Below are 18,689 nucleotides of genomic sequence, written 5' to 3'. Positions count from 1 at the left end.
AAAAATAAGGTTGTAACTTAATGAAGAAAACATATTGGATGGTTCGATTAGTGCAAATAGCCACCGTGCTGTTCGCACTATTTGCCTGTCTGATGGTTTTTATTTATACCCCGTTTTATTCACAAATGATTGTTAAAGGGCTGAATTATTTTGTACCTGTAGAGGTCAATGAAGTTGCAGCTAAAAGTCAGAAACAAGCAGCCCTTAGCGATCAAGACAGTTATGAGCCGGGTTCGGACATGTGGATTGCACGGCAGGCTTATTTGAAAGTGATGGAAGATGCAATTAAGAATAAAAATTCTGAGAATTTGACTGTCATTCAAACGCGTTATAAAGCTTTGCAAAAACTGATTGAAGAAGATCAGCAAAAGGAAAGAGACGAGAAAGAAAAACCTGTTGTACCTTTGTTGGTCAGTGCTACTTCAGAGGCCTCAACTCAGGAATTAGAAGACCCAGCGCAAAAAGTAAAAGATCTCTTGGAGTTAAACAGCTCTGAAAATAAAGAGCTGATGGCGCAATATATTGAGTTTTTAAATAGCCATCCTATTGAGCAAGCTGCATCTGAACCTGTAGATGAAGAAATTTTTAAAGATATTGCTTTAATTCATGATCAGAATCAGCAAAAAAAAGCGGAACAGTCTGAACCTTATGCGATTGTCGTTTTGGGTGGTGGTTTAACATTAGACAAGAAAGGCAAAGACATTGTTGTCAATAACTATACACGCTTGCGTTTAGAAACAACGTTAGCCGTAAAAAATCAATATCATTTACCCATTGTCTTAAGTGGTGTCGAAGCCCCTTATATGCAACGTTGGCTAAAAAATCATGATGTAGATGCCAAGTTATTAGAAGACCGTAGCATGAACACATGTGAAAATACCCGCTTCAGTTCATTGCTTTTACAAAAGAAAGGCGGAGCACCCACAGTCATTTTAATTACTGACCGTTATCATATGCCACGCACACGACGGTTATTTGCCTTGAACGGTATTGAAACCATTCCAGTAGAAGCACCTATGCCCACCAGTTTGACACGCTGGCGTCCAAGTGAGCAAAATTATGACCATAGTCGCCGTGCCAATTACGAAATGTTGGCCACCATGCGTGATATGTGGTTTGGTACAGAATGTCGGGAGGTGCCGTAATGGCTGATATTCCATTTTTAAATCCGACCATTTTAAAGCAGTTAGATTTACCTATTCCAAGCCGTGAAACGACACCATTACTTTTAGAACAATTAAATTTAAATCAACCTTATACACCTTCTATTGAAATTCAGTCTTACCGTAGATTGTATGGTTTAGACACATTAGATTGTGAACATTGGCAAGGCTATATTGAAATGCCTTTGTTTAAGTTGCATGTACAGGTATTTCAACCGACTTTGCGTGTTGCAGAAGATAAAATTAAAGGCACGGTATTTTTATTGCACGGCTATTTAGAGCATAGCGGTATTTATCAACCCATTATCCGTGAGATTTTAGAACAAGGATTTAGTGTTCTGACTTATGATTTGCCGGGGCATGGTTTAAGCAATGGTTCGCCTGCAAGCATTCAAAATTTTGATCATTATCAGCATGTGTTGCATGCAGTACATCAATATGTACGTCAAGCCAGTCAATTGCCTCAACCATGGTTGGGTATTGGGCAAAGCACGGGTGGTGCTATTTGGTTGCATCATTTGCTTGAGTTTGCAGAGCGTCGTGAAAACCCATATGTTGATCGGGTGTTGTTACTATCACCACTGATTCGCCCTGCAAAATCATCATGGTGGCATAATTCTGTTGGTCTTGGCATTATTCGTCGAATTAAACGTGAAGTACCTCGCCACTTTCGACGGAATAATCATAACCCTGAATTTTTAAGATTTGTACGTTTAAAAGATCCACTACAACCTCGAATGATGGGCATGGATTGGATTTTAGCCATGTCTAAATGGATGCAGGAAATGGAGCAACGTCCAGCCTGCCGTATTCCAGTATGGTTGGCACAAGGGGCGCAAGACCAAACGGTCGATTGGCGCTATAACATTGAATTTATCCGTCGTAAATTTCGTTTGCAGACCTTACTGATGTTGGAAGAAGGTTCGCATCAGTTAATTAATGAACGAGCAGATATTCGTGCGGCTTTAACGGGTTTGATCCCTGCCTTTTTACATGCGCATGGTGGAAAAAGTTATTATTAATTCAAATTTTTTATTTGATTGATTTGATCATTACGAATGAAAATGCGTATGTAGCACCATAAAAAAGCAGTCGATGGACTGCTTTTTTATGTTTAGAGTTAGATCTTAAATTTTAAAACTTGTCAGCTGAGGCTAAACTCCACATCCGGAAATAAAAGTTTTCCTCATCTTTATTTTCGCAAGAAAGTAGTTCACCCGGTTTTAACCAAAAATGTAGCTGTGCATAATTTTTAATTTCACGGTCATTAATCCGCTGCGCCAAATGATGCGCTTTAATATCCGCTGGATGACATAAACCCGCCGATGCAATCAGTTCGGACAAGCCATGCATGGTATTCCGATGGAAATTAAACACCCGCATAGATTTTGAGGAAATATCAATGGCTTTTTGGCGGTCTTTATCTTGTGTTGCAACACCAACAGGACATTGATTGGTATGGCAACTTTGTGCTTGAATGCAACCAACAGCAAACATAAAGCCACGTGCCGAATTGACCCAGTCTGCACCAATGGCCATTGTGCTGGCAATATCAAATGCACTGATGATTTTACCACTGGCCCCGACTTTAATTTGATCTCGCAGACCCGCGCCGACAAGGGTGTTATGGACAAACAATAAGCCTTCACGTAACGGTGTTCCCACGTGATTGATTAATTCCACGGGGGCGGCACCTGTTCCGCCTTCTGAGCCATCAACAACAATAAAGTCTGGCACAATTTTAGTCTCTAGCATGGCTTTAACAATGGCCATAAACTGCCAAGGTTGTCCAATACACAGCTTAAAACCAACAGGCTTACCATTTGAAAGCTCACGCAATTGTTCAATAAACTGCATCATTTCTACAGGTGTGGTGAAAGCTGAGTGGTTTGAAGGGGAGACACAGTCATATTCACGGCTGACCCCTCGAATTTTTGCAATTTCCTCAGAAATTTTATTTTTAGGCAGAATTCCACCATGACCAGGTTTTGCCCCCTGAGACATTTTAATTTCAATCATTTTAACTTGTGGCAATTTGGCTTGTTCGGCAAAACGCACAGGGTCAAATTTTCCGTCTAAAGTACGGCAACCAAAGTAACCACTGCCCAATTCCCAAACAATGTCGCCACCATGTTCTAAATGATAGGGGCTAATACTGCCTTCCCCCGTGTCATGGTAAAAATTACCCAGTTGTGCCCCTTTGTTTAAAGCACGAATGGCGTTTGCACTTAGGCTGCCAAAACTCATGGCAGAAATATTAAAAATAGATGCGTTATAGGGCTGCTTACAGGCGGAATTACCAATGGTGATACGAAATGTATCGATATTGGAGGGTTTGCATGGCGTAATTGAATGTGTCATGAAGCGATAGTCTTCTTGATATACATCAATAATTGACCCAAAGGGTTTATCTGCATTTTCATTTTTTGCACGCTGATAGACTAAACTGCGTTGCATACGGGAAAATGGCAGTGCATCTTGATCAGATTCAATGAAATATTGTCGAATTTCAGGTCGAAATTCTTCAAAAATAAAGCGGAAATGCCCCATTATGGGATAATTTTTTAGAATAGAATGTTTGTTTTGCAGTAAATCATACAGACCTAACAAGCTAAGCAGTGCCGTAATGACCCAAATGCTATTGAGCAAGGTCTCAGACACAAAATAATGGATATAGTGGGGGTCATAGCCGATATGAAATGAAGTAATCAGCAAGGCAATAAAAATACAAGTGAACCAAACAGAGTGGCGTGAAAAGAAAGTATTCAGCAATTTATGGCGAATAGCTTGAGATTGATCTGGCATTATTCAGATAGTTCCTTAGCGCTGATGCTAAGACTATAAGGGCGACATAAAGAAAAAAGAAGCATAAGCGTAAGATTGTTAACGGAAAGCTGCAATTCTCTTGCGTGAATGATGAAAGTGTCATGAATAAGTAAGGCAATTGAATAAAGAAATGAAGAAAATAGCTAAAAACAAAATACGATAAGCAATTTAAATCTTATGATTTTACGGCACTTAAAAATTGGCTTAAATTGAATCTACTTTCATAAAGAGCAGGTGAGGTTATGACAAAAAAGATGATCCGTTTTAATACAGCAGACTTGGCTTGTCTATGTATGTGCTAAGTTTTAACACTGATTGGGTGTGTAGCATCTGTCGCAAGTACAAGCGATTTGGCTATACGAAATGATCAACTTGCCATAATAATGATAAAAAATTCTACGACTTTAACTTTCAAGTCCCACATTGTTGGGACTTTTCTTTGTACAGGTGTGTTATGTGAATTTGTAGAAGATTAGCCCTTAGGGCTGATTCACCTGACGGACAGCATTCAATACTTCTTCAGGTTCTATATGTTGAATACGATTACCAAAACTGCGAAGCCACCACACCAATTGAGATGTAAAGGGGACATCTGCTGAAACACAACTTAATCCATCGGCTTGTTTTTCAATGATTTGATCTTTACTGAGCTGCGTTTCTTCAAAATAATAGGTTTCTTGTTCATTCATCAACAGCTTTAAATGTACATTTTCAGTCGGTTTATTGAAATCGACTCTAAAGCCAAGTGCGCCAGAATCAATATAAGCATCAATATCAAAATTAACGGGATGTAATGCACGTGAATTCAACACAGTCGCCGATTTAAAGCGGTGTAAGGCAAAGGTTTGAATATCAGTTTTGTCATGTCGCGTACAAATTAAATAAATAATTGCACCTTTTTGAACCAAAGCCAGAGGGTTTAGCGTATAGGTTTTTTCTTCACTTGATGGCCCTAAGCCCTGATATACACATTCAAGTTGCTTATCTTGTAATAAGCCTTCATAAATCGCCTGTTGTGAGGTTTTATCCACAATTGGAGGAATAAGCGGTTGTGTTGCAGGAACAATACGCACACGATTAACCCATTGGCGTACATTATTTTGTGTAGATAGGCTTCTTCGTGCCAAATCAAACCATGGGCTCATTTCATCAATAAGACTTGGTGGTAGCAAATGTTTGAGGTGTTCCTCCACCATCATAAAGGTGACTGCTTGTGAGCTGGTCATGTGCGGTAAGCTTTGAATGGGTGCATCTGAGCGCCATCTCCAACCTTGTGGTGATGTTTTGCTGCTTTCGATAGGAAACCGTTGCGAGATTTGATTTAAGTCGCGCTGAATAGTACGCAAGCTAATATCAATTCCTTCACGAATGAGGGTTTCCTGTAACTCACGTGTGCCCATCCACTTTCCTGTAGATAGGCGCGAAAGTATTTGCCACTGCCGATAGAGGCTGTTGGAGGTTTCTTTTTCTTGTGAGGACATAATGGCTAAAATAATCTTTAAGTAATTTAAGGTAACGCGATAAACACAATAAGAAATCTCCATATATTTCGCAAGTGTTTCCCAAAAAAATCCTTCTATATTTTGAGTTCGTAATTAAAGGCATTTTATGATGTATCTCACTATAAAATTGCTCAAATACCTTTTATTCATTAATCAGTAATCGTAGAAGCCTTACTTTTTCAAAGTGATTTTGCTTTGGGCGTTGTGGATGATGTTTTACATATCGAATAAAATTATGAATTTAAAAAGAAGATGCCAGTCAATTTTTAACTGACTGGCATTGCCTAACAGATGTTTTTTATTGCTACACGAAGAACTTAGTTTGTTTTACGTACAGGACGTGCACTTAAACGACAGAGTAGTTCATAACCAATGGTGCCATTGGTTTCTGCGACATCATCGACCAAACGAGTTTTACCCCATAATTCGACTTTTGCGCCTATTTGTACATTCAAGCCTGTGGTATCGATGGCAATCATATCCATTGCTACACGGCCAATAAGAGGAGCCTGTTGACCATTGATTGAAACATAGTTCTGTTTAGGGAATGCACGAGGATAGCCATCACCATAACCAATAGAAACAATGGCTAACTCAATGTCATTATCTGCTACAAAAGTAGAGCCATAACCGACAGATTCACCTGCTTGAATGGTATTTAAGGCAATAATTTCAGCTGTAAATGTCATGACAGGTTTTAAATCTAAATCATGAATGGTTTTATCGGCAAAAGGCGATGCACCGTATAACATAATACCTGGACGTACAAAATCGAAATTTAATTCAGGCCATTTATAAATCGCCGCTGAATTACAACAAGAAGCCATGATAGGGGCGCAGGCTTCTTTGACTTGTAAAAATTGTGCACGTTGTTGGTCGTTTAAAGGGTGATTGTCAGCGTCAGCATTGGCGAAATGCATGACCAATACACAGGTAAAACCTTCGGCTTTTAATGTGTGAATGACATCAATAATTTCAGTGACTTTGAAGCCTAATCGGTTCATACCACTGTTTAGTTTTACCCAAACTTTCAGGTTTTTAGCAATGTACGCATCTTTATGTGCACGAAGCCAATCTAACTGCTGCTGATGATGCACAAGGCATTCAATCTCATGGTCAATTGCAATCTGCATTTCATCAGCAGAGAAAATCCCTTCAATTAAGGTGATTGGTTGTTGAAAGCCTAATTCACGAATTTCTAAGGCTTCTTGTAGGCAGGCGACACCAAAGGCATCGCTGTCTTGTAAGGCTGCTAAGCAGTCTTTAACTCCATGTCCGTAAGCATTGGCTTTAACCATGCTGACGATTTTAGCGGTTGGTGCAAGTTGTTTGACACGGTTTAAATTATATTGAAGGGCTTCACGGTCAATATAAACTGTTGCTTGGCGCACCCGAATAACTCCTGAGGATTAATTTATTTCTGGATCATGCAGATTCAGTCAATTTAAAGCCGTTTTATCATTTGGCTTTATAGTGTCTGTATTTTAGCGCTTATAGATAGAAATTTGCAGGGCGAATTTTGCACCTTTGATTAAATGATGGGATAGGGCTGCGATTTTTAATACTGATTATTCTGTTTTATGCAGATGTTACAAAGTTAGATCAAAAGAATTAGATTTATTTGTAGATTAGAGTGATAAAAATCAGTCAAATTTATTTGATTGCAATTGGATGACAGGTGTATGGGGTCGCTAATTGAAAAAAAAGAGCAAGTGATGGACACTTGCTCTTTTAAATTATTCACCATCATCATACTGGGCATAAAACTCAGGTGACAGGTTACTAAAGCGAGTGTATTGCCCTTCAAACGCCAAACGGAGTGAACCAATTGGGCCGTTACGTTGTTTACCAATAATAATTTCCGCTGTACCGGCTTCTTTTGATTCTTTGTTATACACTTCGTCACGGTAAATAAACATAATCAAATCGGCATCCTGCTCAATGGCACCAGATTCACGTAAATCGGACATTACAGGGCGTTTATTGGGGCGATTCTCCAACGCACGGTTAAGCTGAGATAAGGCAATAACAGGGCATTGCATTTCTTTGGCTAGGGCTTTTAAGCTTCGTGAAATTTCAGAAATCTCACCCACACGATTGTCACCCATACCCGGTACTTTCATTAACTGTAGGTAATCGACCATAATACAGCCCAGTTTACCGCCGTGCATTTTCGCAATTCGGCGCGCACGTGCACGTAATTCTGTCGGTGGCAGTGCTGAAGAATCATCAATATAAAGGTTCTTTTCCTGTAAATGCACAATGGTACTGGTAACCTTAGACCATTCATCTGCATCCATTTTACCTGAACGTAAATGCCCTTGATGGACACGGCCAAAAGATGAAATGAGACGCATGGCAATGGAGTCTGCAGGCATTTCCATTGAATAAACCAATGCAGGTAAGTTATTATTAAATAAAACACTTTCGACCAAGTTCATAGCAAACGTGGTTTTACCCATAGATGGACGGGCAGCGACAATAATTAAGTCACCCGACTGCATACCTGAAGTTTTATTATCCAGCTCAACAAAACCAGTGGTTAGGCCAGTAATACTGCCTTCCATTTGTGAAAGTTCATTTAATTTGTCAAATACGTCTGCCACGACTGAATTAATGGGCTTTGGGCCCTGTGCTTTTGCATTGTTATTGTGTTGTTCTGCAATAGAGAAAATATTGGTTTCAGCTAAATCTAAAATTTCGCTAACGGTGCGACCTTTGGTGTCATAGGCATTTTGCAGAATTTCACTGCTGACTTTAATCATGCTTCTTAAGGTCGAAAACTCTTTAATTTTATTGGCATAGGTTTCTAAGTTATAAAAACTAGAAGGCGAATCTGACATTAATTGCATCAGATATTCTTCGCCGCCAATGGCATCAAGCAAATTTTGTTTGGTTAACCAGTCGTGAACCAATACAGCATCATAAGGTGAGCTTTCTTTAGAGAGTTGCTCAATGGCACGGAAAATATATTTATGCCGTGTCGCATAAAAATCTGCTTCTGTGAGTACATCACCGACTTGTTCAAAAGATTCAGCAACTGTCATTAATGCAGCAAGTACAGCTTGTTCTATCGCCAAGTTATGAGGTGGCGTACGAAATTCTTTTAATTGCTGTGCAGAATCATTCGATTTAGCATCTTTATTAAAAGTATTTTTGGGAACAGGGGCGGCAGCCTGAGACATATAAATCCTTGACCTAAAAATTGTAAATTTTGAAGAGAGCAGAGAAGCTCAAAAGCTTATCTTAAAGCAAAACAAAGAGGATTTGCTGAATAGATTTATTAAAAGAGAGAATTATAACAATGAAAAAATAAATGATAAATTTTAGATAAAAAAAGAGCATGCCAAAGCATGCTCTTTTCTTTGCAAAAATTACTCAGCTACGATAGTAACGAGAACTTCAGCAACAACATCATGGTGCAATTGGATTGCGATGTTGAATTCGCCAGTGTGACGAAGTGCACCGTTCGGTAAACGAACTTCTGCACGGTCAACTTCAAGACCAGCATTTGTTAACGCGTCAGCGATATCACGAGTACCGATAGAACCGAATAGTTTACCTTCATCACCAGCTTTCGCAGTGATTACGATGTTAACTTCGTCTAATTGGTCAGCACGTGCTTGAGCAGCAGCTAAAATACCAGCTTCAGCTTTCTCAAGTTCTGCACGACGAGCTTCAAAAGCAGCAGTATTCGACTCAGTCGCTGCTACTGCTTGACCTTGAGGGATAAGGTAGTTGCGGCCGTAACCAGCTTTAACTGAAACTTTATCGCCTAATTTACCAAGGTTTTTAACGCGTTGTAATAAAATAATATCCACAGCTCAACCTCACTTATGATTGTCAGTGTAAGGGATCAAAGACAAGTAGCGAGCTTGTTTAATAGCAAGCGCTAATTGACGTTGGTAACGAGCTTTAGTACCTGTAATACGGCTAGGAACAATTTTGCCGTTTTCAGTAACGTACTGTTTTAAAGTGTCGATATCTTTGTAGTCGATGTAAGCAACTTTCTCAGCTGTAAAGCGGCAGAACTTGCGACGACGGTAAAAACGTGCCATTTATGTTCTCCTTATGCTTCAGCAGAGTCTTGATTGTGTTGTGCTTCTTCACGTTGAGCTTTACGCGCACGCTTTTCTTCAGCACTTTTCGCAAGCAATGACTCTTCAGTGATTGCATTTTCACGACGGATGATAAGGCTACGAATGATTGCATCGTTGTAACGGAACAATTCTTCAAGCTCATCAAGCGTAGTTTGACCACATTCGACATTCATCAAAATGTAGTGCGCTTTATGAATTTTGTTAATTGGGTAAGCCAATTGACGACGGCCCCAATCTTCTAAACGGTGAATTTGACCTTCAGCATCTTTGATGTGAGAGATATAGCGTTCTACCATACCAACCACTTGATCGCTTTGATCAGGGTGTACTAAAAGTACGATTTCGTAATGACGCATTGTCAGCTCCTTACGGATTATACAGCCCCAAACGCAATTGTCTGAAGCAAGGAGTCACAACCGAAGTTGTGTCGCAAAAAATTGCGAAGGCTGAATTTTAGATTGTTTAGGGGGTAAATACAAGGTGTACATTTAAAAAGCCAATATTATTTTAGAATGTCATTTAAATTTTAGATAAAAAATTGCGGTTTTAAGTTTGAATGAAGTGTCAATCTTATTAAAGATGTGAAAAAACGACGCTTTTTTATTTGAGCCGATAAAATTGTTTTGCATTATGGAGAAAAACTAATTCAAGTGCATTGGGGGCATATGCAATGACAGCATCACTAAAGGCATCAAGAATATGGGGCAATGAAGTGCTTACACTATCCATAGGGAAGTTGGATGTAAACATAACGCGGTATGTGCCAAAACAGTTCAGGACATGATGAATTAAAGGACAAGCCAAATCAAAAAACTCCTCAATGCCAAATTTTAATTGTTGCATAACCGTCCTTAATGCTATGTCAATTATTGATATTTAATTGTTATTTTGCATGAGTTTTTTATCAAATGAGTTTATTTTCGACTAAAGGTGGGTTATGAAAAAAATGATTTTTCTCATTCTTTATCAGTATTGGAATAGAAGAAATTAAAAAAGCCCCGAAGGGCTTTCAAAACAATAAGTTAACAATCTTAATGTTTATGATCGTGATCATGTTTATTGGCATGAAACTCTTCATTGTGACGGAAACGTAAATAGTTTTCGAACTGTTCACAGTATTCATCAAAATTATCTTCAAGCATCATTTGAAACTGTTGAAGAACATAAGACATTACTTGGTCTTTGGCTTCGCGCATTTCATTGCCATCTTTAAAACCGTTAGCTGCAACCCAAGTATTAAAACGAGCCGTTGCAAATAACATAGCAGCACTTACTTGACCGCGCATTTCAGCAGGTTTGATCTGACTGCCTTTTTCGACTTGGCAAAATTCATTGGCTTGCTTGATAAATTCATCGGCACGTTCAAAGAATTTTGCATTTAGCGCTTCTTCTTCGGTGACATCGGTGGCTTCAATTTTTTGAACCATGAATTTTTCCTAACATAAAATCTTAAAGCCTAATTATAGGCAAAGCCTTGCAGAAACAAAACCTTTGACTTAATCTAAAATAGCCTAAGCATAAAAGGAATTCTATATGCCAGATGCCATTGCGGTACAAAGTTTAAAAAGTGATATTGCTTTGCTACGCCAAAATATTTGGCCACCAAGTAATTTAGCCAATGTTGAAGGGCTACCAATTTATTACGGTACAAAATCAGAAGTTGATGATTATTATAAGCAATGGGACGGTTTAATTGAGCGCGCACAGGATTTATTTCAGCCTTTTATGGAAGATGAAACTGTGGATGCTGTTCATTTACCGAGCCATTTGAATTTGCCTTTATTTTATTTTCATGTAGATCGCATTCGGATTAATAAAACTCGCGCAAAAGAATCGAAGACTTTTCGTGGAATTGCCAGTTTAGTTGAAAAATGTGGGCAGTTTGAAGCGGGGGAAATTGCAGCCATGCACCGTTGGCTAGATTCAGATGATACGGCAGCCTTGGTGGCACATCGTGAATTTATTGACTTACGTACCTACGTTTTTCAGTATGGGCAAAGTGAATATACGCGCACGCGTTTTTATGTGAATGGTATTGTATTAAGTGTAGAGCCTGAATTTCAGTTGGTCGATGCACGAGATAAACCACGAAAGCAACGCAATGATAGTTACAATGACCCTTTAGCAGACAATAAAACATGGAAAGTTTTTGGAAAATATAGATAGTGAAAACTGCCCATGACTACGTGGAGTTATGGGTTTTGATCACGGGGATTCAACCCAAATAGAGCTAGGTTGTATAGCAAGCCCAGAAGTATGGAACTTGACTAAATACAGCTAAGTCCTGTTGAATTTTTTGTTCAATATATGCTTGTTCAGCAGCAATCCAACCCACCACAAACCATGTTTCAGGATGTTGCTTTAAGTCATTTTTAAATAATGTATCAGCAACACTCAGATCATTAAAACGACCTAAACTATCTTGTAATGGTTTAAGTGCCTTTAAATATTGTTTCACTACTTTTTTAGGGTACAAGGTCGCAATAAATTCAATACTGTAGCGTAAGCGTTTTACACGTTTACGGAGTTGATGTTTTTCTTCAGCAGGCATTTGTTCAAATAAGTCTTTAGAGCGACAAATTTTTAGATGCATTTTATTGATTTTTTTATCCATTTGGCTTTTTAGTTTTTTCTTGTTTGTTTGGGCTAAATGTGAAAACTCGATTAACTTCAACCATAATTTTGTGGTTTCTGGTGCACGAAAAATTTTACTTATCTCTTGATTGATCTGAGTTTGGTTCATAGGTAATGCAGTAATGGGTGATCCTGCCTGTATTAATTGTGGAATTAGACTTTCAGTTAAGGCATCACGGTCACGAGCGCCTCCTAAATGTTTAAAGAGTTCAGCAAGCTGTATTTGCCAAACCTGAGTTTCACAATCAAATAAGGATTCAAAAGTTTTAAGGGCACTACGCAGGCGCCGGATTGCGACACGAGCCTGATGTATATGAAGCGCATTCGATTGCTGATTGGCAATTGCACTGACATTTGGAAGTAAGTGATCTAGGCAATTGGAAACAATTTTAGGTAAGGCTTGAGCAACGCTGACATTGGAATTGAGCCTTAATTTAGTTTGATATTGAGCAGGCACTGTTTCAAGGGATTGTTGTAGCATTTGTCCTTTTGTGGCTTTACTGTTGCTATCCAGCCAAATTTGATATTTTTCAATCCAAGGTTGAATACTCGCGAGTAAATCATGAATATTGCCTTGCTTAAGTTCAAACTCAATTTCATTGATTGAAAGGCTCTGTTGATTCGCCATGACTTTTCCTTGATCAAAAGCCACTTCAATTTCACTGTCTTCTAGTTTTTGTACATAGAGCTGTCTTTTAATTTGAGTTTCAAATTGTATCTGTAACGGGTCTTTCAAGCATTGCAGAAGGGGAGCCAATTTTTTTTGGAATTTTTGATGTTGAAGACTACGTTGCAGATCGATTGTTGTGGGTTCTTGTGTTCCTAACTTTGTTTCTAGTTCTAGTCGTTCAATCGTGTTCTTCGGTACTTTTAGGGTTTGTATCCAAATATCATTTTCGAAACGTTGCCGAAGGGTGATGTGATGTTGTTGTAAACAATGATCTGCTGTATCAAAATATTTGGCATGAAGTGATATGATTGTAGGCTGTTTACGACCCAAAGCGAGACGTAAAGCTTTGAGTTTTGAAGCTGGAATTTGAAATTTAAGCTCAATTTCTGACATAGATAAAACCTTGTCGGTCACAAGGCCTCTCATACAAGATGTAGATTTGACTATAAAATAGAATGCCTAAAAAACAAACAAAATAATGAAAGCAGGCGAATATATCCGCCTGCTTCGTATTTTACTTTATAAACTTGCGGCTAACTAAAAATTGCTCAGTCGCTTCCAGTAGTTTTTGTGCATAAACTTCTTGTTTAGCAGTCAACCAGCCCAAAACAAACCAGTCACTGGCTTCTAATTCAGTTTGCTGAATGTATACAGCAGAAGATGATAAAATTTGATATTCCTTGGCCGCCAGTTGTGCATCATTTAATGCTTTACTGTATTTCTGCAAATTTTTTACATCATAAATAGAGGTTAAAATCGGGAAGCTAAATTTCAGCTCATAAATTCTAGAAGCTAAAGTATCTAAACTTTCAAAATTTGCAATATCGGCATTGTTTAAGTTGTCTTGCAAAGCTTTATATTGATTTTGCAAAGTATTTTGCGCAAACCATTTTAAATCGTGTGTTTGTGGTTGATCATGATCATTTAGGCTAAACATCAGCAATTCTAAATAATGATGCACATTTAATGTCGATTTGACTAAGTTATGCAGTTTTTCTTTGGTAAATAAAATATCTTTGGCTAAGTTTTCCGAGGTGGTACGGTTTTGTAAAAAGGAGCCCAAGGTACTTTGCATATGTTCAAAGTGTTGAAGCTGACGGAACTGTTGTTCAAAGGCTTCAAGTTGATAGCCCCATTTGTCAGAAATATCAGCGTTCCAATCTTTAAATAATGACAGCGTCAATTGCAAATGTTGTAAAGCTTGCTGAGCTTCATCAATATGTTCTTGTGATGCCGTTTGTGCGCACATCGTGGCAATATTAGGCAGTAAATGTTGCAGTTGTTGCGCCACTAACATGCGCAGGTTTATGTTGGCTGCTTCTTTTTTACTGAGTTGAAATTCTTTGGCTTTGGTGGCAGGGCTAGCAGGTTGCTGGAGTACCAGTAAGTTGCCTAACTCTGCTTTACTGCGCACATCAATCCACAGTTGATATTTTTTAACCCATTCAGAACTAAAAGCCAGTAGGGCTTGAATAGAACCACTTTTAAGTTCAAATTCAACTTCATGGACTTCCTGTTCGGCTTGTGTGGTACGAATACACCCAATATCCAAACTGACTTCTATTTCAGCATCTTGATAATTGAAAACACGCAATGTGCGAGTAATATCCGTTTCAAATTGTAAGCTCAGTTGGTTTTGTTCATTGCCAAGTGTATTTTGCAGAATAGTTTGTGCTTCAGGATGTTGTGTATAAAGCTCTAAATTGAGTTCTGGCGCATTTTCCAACTCACCTAAATCTAAATTATGTTCAAAGCGCTCAATATGACTTTTACCTGCGGCTTTTAACGTTTGAATCCAGCGCGTACCTTCTAAACGTTGACGCAAGGCAGTGTGTTTTTGTGCCATTAAGCGGTCGGCGGTGTCGTAATATTTAGCTTTGAGTTGAAGCTGCTGTGATTTTTTGGGATCAATCGCCTTAAGCAACGCAGTACGACGTGCTTCGGGAATTTGAAATTTCAATTCAACTTCAACCATTTGTGTATCCTAATTTGAACGTATTTTTCAGTCTTAAAATGACACAGCATTGATGATGCATCTTGCTTAAAAGTGTCAGGTACAAAAAAAGTTCGTGTAATTTTTAAGGTCTAAGTGTAGCGAAAAACTCGTCCCATGTAAGACTTGACGTAAATTTAAAGCATCTATTTGTATAGAGATTAACAAAAACACAGAATAAAATTTTGTTCCCATCTTTAAGTAAGAGGTGTCACCTATGCTAAAACAGCAACTGACTGGCTTTTCATCGTTTGAAATTTGCGCTATGGTGATTGAAAAATATCAGGATGATGCCCGCTATGAATGCACACGTTCCCGTTCCATTTAATCATGACGCCGAACCACAATTTAAGATGCCCATTCAGGACTATTCAGAATTTTATCGTTTTTATTTAACAGAACATCGAAATATTGTGAGCCGTCGTTTACATGTGGTTGGAAGCTCAATTGGTCTATGTTTTTTTGCTCAGGCCATTCGTAAAAGACAAGCAAAATATGTGGCTTATGGATTGGTTTCTGGCTATGCCTGTGCATGGATAGGGCACTTTGTTTTTGAAAAAAATAAACCTGCTAGTTTTAAACAACCCTTATATAGTTTTATTTCCGATTGGCGTATGTTAAGTGATGTTCTGCGTGGAAACTTGAGCTTAATTGACCGTGATCAAGATAAAATTGAAAGTTGATTTAGGCTTATTGCACATATCGGTTCTATTTTTGTGGTTAAAACGATAATTTGGCTGTGAATGGTATTGTTATATGGCAAACTTACTTGATCGAAGGAAGTTATCTATAAATGTTGCATTATTAAATTAATTGTTCTATTAATGATTAACGTACTTCCAAGATAATCTATTTTAAAGTTTTCCAAGCCTAGAGTGACCTTCTCTAGGCTTTTTTTATGTCAAAAATAAATTGAGTAGATGTAGATGCGATTAGTCAAAAAATAGAATAGGCCTTTTGATCATGTATACGCATCCCATGCGTTTTAATATAAATCATCAAAAGACCTAATCTTGCACTAATTTTATTGTTCTTAAGTCCTTATCGTTATGGCAGTTATTCTACGGATTAAGTCGTGTACTGATATCCCTAGAACTTGGTATTTTTAGCCCATTAGTGAACCATTTGAATTATTCCATAGAGAGGACATATTGTATTTAATCGCGTTCTATTTCATTTTAAATACTTAATACTATTCAAGTTCCGCTTATAATAGAGAGAAGTTTAAAAGTGTGAATGTTCTATGCGCGGTTTATATCTAATTACCAATGATGATCCTATTGAATTGCTTCTAGCGAAATTGGAAGGAGCCATGGCAACTTATGAAGTTGCCATGTTGCAGTATCGTCGTAAAAAAGTTGCTCAAGAAGATCAGGCTTATGAAATTGAATACATGAAGCATTTGTGTGCGCAATACAAAATACCTTTTGTGATTAATGATGATCTTGAAGCTGCTGTGAAATATGGGGTTGGCGTACATTTGGGTCAAAGCGATGGCTCGATTGCGGAAGCCGTTTCACGTTTACCTAAAAATGTAGTGATTGGCTGTAGTTGTAATAATTCGATTGAACTCGCTGAAAAAGCCATTGCGGAAGGTGCAACTTATGTGGCCTTTGGTGCAATTTATGCAACGGGAACAAAGCCTGAAGCAGGCAATATTGGTTTGGAAACGTTAAAACAAGCCAAAGCAAAATTTAACGTGCCGATTTGCGCAATTGGTGGCTTAACTGTTGAAAACTCTGGCGTTGTGATTGAGGCGGGTGCAGACCTTTGTGCCATTATTAGTGATATATTGGGTCGATCTATGTCTGCAGTTCCTGCACGAATCGAAGAGTGGTCTGATTTATTTGCATCAAAAGCATAACGTTTTGAATGCTATTTTATTTTTAGTAGAGACATTTCATGAGCTTATCTCCAAAGCAAGAACAATTGTTTAAACAAGCCAGTAAACATATTCCTGGTGGTGTGAACTCACCTGTACGTGCGTTCAATGGTGTGGGCGGTACACCTGTATTTATTGAAAAAGCTCAGGGTGCATATTTGTATGATGTAGACGGCAAACGCTATGTTGACTATGTCGGTTCGTGGGGGCCAATGATTTTAGGCCATGCACAACCAGATATTATTAAAGCAGTGCAAGAAGCTGCGGTAGATGGTTTGAGTTTTGGTGCGCCAACGGTACATGAAACGACTTTGGCAGATATTATTTGTGAAATTATGCCGTCTATTGAGTTGGTACGTATGACTAACTCGGGTACTGAAGCGACTATGACGGCCATTCGTTTAGCACGTGGTTATACGGGACGCGACAAAATTGTGAAATTTGAAGGCTGTTACCATGGTCATTCAGACTCACTTTTGGTGAAAGCAGGCTCTGGTTTATTAACCAGTGGTGAAGGCGAAGCAACATCTGCGGGTGTTCCAGCCGATTTTGCAAAGCACACGTTAACTCTGCCATATAATGATATTGCAATGTTAAAAGAATGCTTTGCAAAATTTGGTGCAGAAATTGCAGGTGTCATTGTCGAACCTGTTGCTGGCAACATGAACTTGGTAAAACCAATTGATGGTTTCTTACAAGCCATTCGTGATGTCTGTGATGAACATGGCTCAGTGTTTATTATTGATGAAGTAATGACAGGTTTTCGTGTTGGTTTGGGCGGTGCGCAAGCACATTATGGCGTGAAACCAGATTTGACCACTTTGGGTAAAATTATTGGTGCAGGTTTACCTGTTGGTGCCTTTGGCGGTAAACGCGAAGTCATGGAATGTATTGCGCCACTGGGTAAGGTTTATCAAGCAGGGACATTGTCAGGTAATCCATTGGCCATGCGCGCGGGCATTGAAATGTTCAAACACCTACGTCAGCCGGGTTTTTATGAAACTTTGACTGAAAAATTAGCTGGGTTATTGGCTGGTTTACAAGTGGCAGCAGATGAAGCCGGTATTCCTTTATTCACGCAACAAGTGGGTGGCATGTTTGGGCTTTATTTTACCGACCAAAAAGAAATTACCAGTTTTGATGCAATTCTAAAATGTGATGTTGATGCATTCCGTAAGTTTTTTCATGGGATGTTAAAACGTGGTGTGAACTTGGCGCCATCTGCATTTGAAGCGGGCTTCTTCTCTAGCGCGCACAGCGACGAAGACATTGCATTTACCATTCAAATGGCAAAAGAAACGTTTGCTGAAATGAAAAATGCATAAGCACTGAAATCCAGTACACTAAAAGCCCGCAGAATATTGCGGGCTTTTTTATATGAATGTGCAAATGAATATACAGAGAATGAGCCTATGAAAACTAAACATTATTTAACATTAGAAGATGCTGAATTTTTATTAAATCAAGCGCATGTCTACACAATTGAAAATGGATTTAATGTCAGTATTGCAGTGACAGATGAAACTGGCAGTTTATTGGCCATGAAGCGCATGGATGGTGCATCACCAATGACGTCGAATTTATCTTTGGAAAAAGCCAAATGTTCTGCAATGAGTCAATGTCCATCAAAGTTATTTGAAGATTTGATTAAAGGCGGGCAAATGGGTTTTCTAACGATGGATAGCTTCAGTGGGATGTTAGAAGGCGGAGAGCCAATTTTATATGAAGGGCAATTGGTGGGTGCATTGGGTGTTTCGGGGGTGAAATCTTTTCAGGATGCAGAAATTGCACAGCAGGCGATTAAGCTATTTTTAGCACAGGTGGCTTAATCTATGGTTCATGAATGTGCAGAATATTTTCAAGTAATACTTTATAGAATGGCGAATAGAATAAGGATAATTATGGAAAAGCTATTTTGA

17 protein-coding genes and 1 pseudogene are annotated in these 18,689 nt (G+C 38.6%); 7 read left to right on the top strand and 11 right to left on the bottom strand.

Annotation, left to right across the window (positions count from 1 at the left end):
• Positions 1–20: 20 nt before the first annotated feature.
• Both BBP83_RS10795 and BBP83_RS10790 read left to right on the top strand, forming a co-directional pair.
• Complete coding sequence (locus tag BBP83_RS10795) at positions 21–1,145, top strand: YdcF family protein (protein WP_068888364.1); 1,125 nt, start codon at positions 21–23, stop codon at positions 1,143–1,145.
• Positions 1,145–2,185 carry an alpha/beta hydrolase gene (locus BBP83_RS10790; protein ID WP_068888362.1) on the top strand — a complete coding sequence of 347 codons (1,041 nt, stop codon included), beginning with the start codon at positions 1,145–1,147 and terminating at the stop codon, positions 2,183–2,185. Before BBP83_RS10795 ends, BBP83_RS10790 begins: the two co-directional genes overlap by 1 nt.
• Positions 2,186–2,297: 112 nt before the next feature.
• On the opposite strand, the gene BBP83_RS10785 is transcribed toward BBP83_RS10790, so the two are convergent.
• From BBP83_RS10785 to BBP83_RS10745, 9 genes and pseudogenes are all read right to left on the bottom strand, one after another.
• A complete protein-coding gene (locus tag BBP83_RS10785) occupies positions 2,298–3,968 on the bottom strand; it encodes an FMN-binding glutamate synthase family protein (RefSeq protein ID WP_068888360.1) in 1,671 nt (556 codons plus the stop codon).
• 500 nt (positions 3,969–4,468) lie between these two features.
• Positions 4,469–5,470 (bottom strand): helix-turn-helix transcriptional regulator, encoded by a 1,002-nt coding sequence (locus BBP83_RS10780; RefSeq protein WP_068888607.1) that lies wholly within the window; start codon positions 5,468–5,470, stop codon positions 4,469–4,471.
• A 338-nt stretch (positions 5,471–5,808) separates the two neighbouring features.
• Positions 5,809–6,882, bottom strand: coding sequence for an alanine racemase (gene alr, locus BBP83_RS10775; RefSeq protein WP_068888358.1), 1,074 nt, complete (start codon positions 6,880–6,882; stop codon positions 5,809–5,811).
• A 345-nt stretch (positions 6,883–7,227) separates the two neighbouring features.
• Positions 7,228–8,676 (bottom strand): replicative DNA helicase, encoded by a 1,449-nt coding sequence (gene dnaB / locus BBP83_RS10770; protein WP_068888356.1) that lies wholly within the window; start codon positions 8,674–8,676, stop codon positions 7,228–7,230.
• Positions 8,677–8,865: 189 nt separating this feature from the next.
• Positions 8,866–9,312, bottom strand: coding sequence for a 50S ribosomal protein L9 (rplI, locus tag BBP83_RS10765; protein ID WP_068888354.1), 447 nt, complete (start codon positions 9,310–9,312; stop codon positions 8,866–8,868).
• Positions 9,313–9,321: 9 nt separating this feature from the next.
• Entirely contained in the window at positions 9,322–9,549 is a 228-nt protein-coding gene (gene rpsR / locus BBP83_RS10760) for a 30S ribosomal protein S18 (protein WP_068888352.1), read from the bottom strand.
• Between the two features lie 11 nt (positions 9,550–9,560).
• Positions 9,561–9,947 (bottom strand): 30S ribosomal protein S6, encoded by a 387-nt coding sequence (rpsF, locus tag BBP83_RS10755; protein ID WP_068888349.1) that lies wholly within the window; start codon positions 9,945–9,947, stop codon positions 9,561–9,563.
• A 244-nt stretch (positions 9,948–10,191) separates the two neighbouring features.
• Positions 10,192–10,398: pseudogene (locus tag BBP83_RS10750) on the bottom strand (amidohydrolase family protein); the annotation flags it as partial.
• Between the two features lie 224 nt (positions 10,399–10,622).
• Entirely contained in the window at positions 10,623–11,018 is a 396-nt protein-coding gene (locus BBP83_RS10745) for a DUF3144 domain-containing protein (RefSeq protein ID WP_068888346.1), read from the bottom strand.
• Between the two features lie 106 nt (positions 11,019–11,124).
• Between BBP83_RS10745 and BBP83_RS10740 the strand changes: the two genes are divergently transcribed.
• Positions 11,125–11,757 (top strand): hypothetical protein, encoded by a 633-nt coding sequence (locus BBP83_RS10740; RefSeq protein ID WP_068888344.1) that lies wholly within the window; start codon positions 11,125–11,127, stop codon positions 11,755–11,757.
• A 64-nt stretch (positions 11,758–11,821) separates the two neighbouring features.
• Here the strand turns inward: BBP83_RS10740 and BBP83_RS10735 are convergent, their stop codons facing one another.
• Together BBP83_RS10735 and BBP83_RS10730 are read right to left on the bottom strand one after the other, a co-directional pair.
• Positions 11,822–13,288, bottom strand: coding sequence for a CYTH and CHAD domain-containing protein (locus BBP83_RS10735; RefSeq protein WP_068888342.1), 1,467 nt, complete (start codon positions 13,286–13,288; stop codon positions 11,822–11,824).
• 121 nt (positions 13,289–13,409) lie between these two features.
• The gene (locus BBP83_RS10730; protein ID WP_068888340.1) at positions 13,410–14,870 is read right to left on the bottom strand and encodes a CYTH domain-containing protein; all 1,461 of its coding nucleotides are present in this window, start codon (positions 14,868–14,870) and stop codon (positions 13,410–13,412) included.
• A 317-nt stretch (positions 14,871–15,187) separates the two neighbouring features.
• Here BBP83_RS10730 and BBP83_RS10725 point away from each other — a divergent pair, with 317 nt between their 5' ends.
• From BBP83_RS10725 to BBP83_RS10710, 4 genes are all read left to right on the top strand, one after another.
• Positions 15,188–15,571, top strand: coding sequence for an Mpo1-like protein (locus BBP83_RS10725; RefSeq protein ID WP_068888338.1), 384 nt, complete (start codon positions 15,188–15,190; stop codon positions 15,569–15,571).
• A 560-nt stretch (positions 15,572–16,131) separates the two neighbouring features.
• A complete protein-coding gene (gene thiE / locus BBP83_RS10720) occupies positions 16,132–16,752 on the top strand; it encodes a thiamine phosphate synthase (RefSeq protein ID WP_068888336.1) in 621 nt (206 codons plus the stop codon).
• Between the two features lie 38 nt (positions 16,753–16,790).
• Entirely contained in the window at positions 16,791–18,095 is a 1,305-nt protein-coding gene (hemL, locus tag BBP83_RS10715) for a glutamate-1-semialdehyde 2,1-aminomutase (RefSeq protein ID WP_068888334.1), read from the top strand.
• Positions 18,096–18,182: 87 nt separating this feature from the next.
• A complete protein-coding gene (locus BBP83_RS10710) occupies positions 18,183–18,599 on the top strand; it encodes a GlcG/HbpS family heme-binding protein (RefSeq protein WP_068888332.1) in 417 nt (138 codons plus the stop codon).
• The last annotated feature ends 90 nt before the right edge of the window (positions 18,600–18,689 follow it).

This window comes from Acinetobacter celticus, assembly GCF_001707755.1.
GTDB classification, from domain to species: domain Bacteria; phylum Pseudomonadota; class Gammaproteobacteria; order Pseudomonadales; family Moraxellaceae; genus Acinetobacter; species Acinetobacter celticus.
The sequence above is the reverse complement of the archived record's forward strand: the minus strand, read 5'-3'. Positions and strand labels throughout refer to the sequence as shown.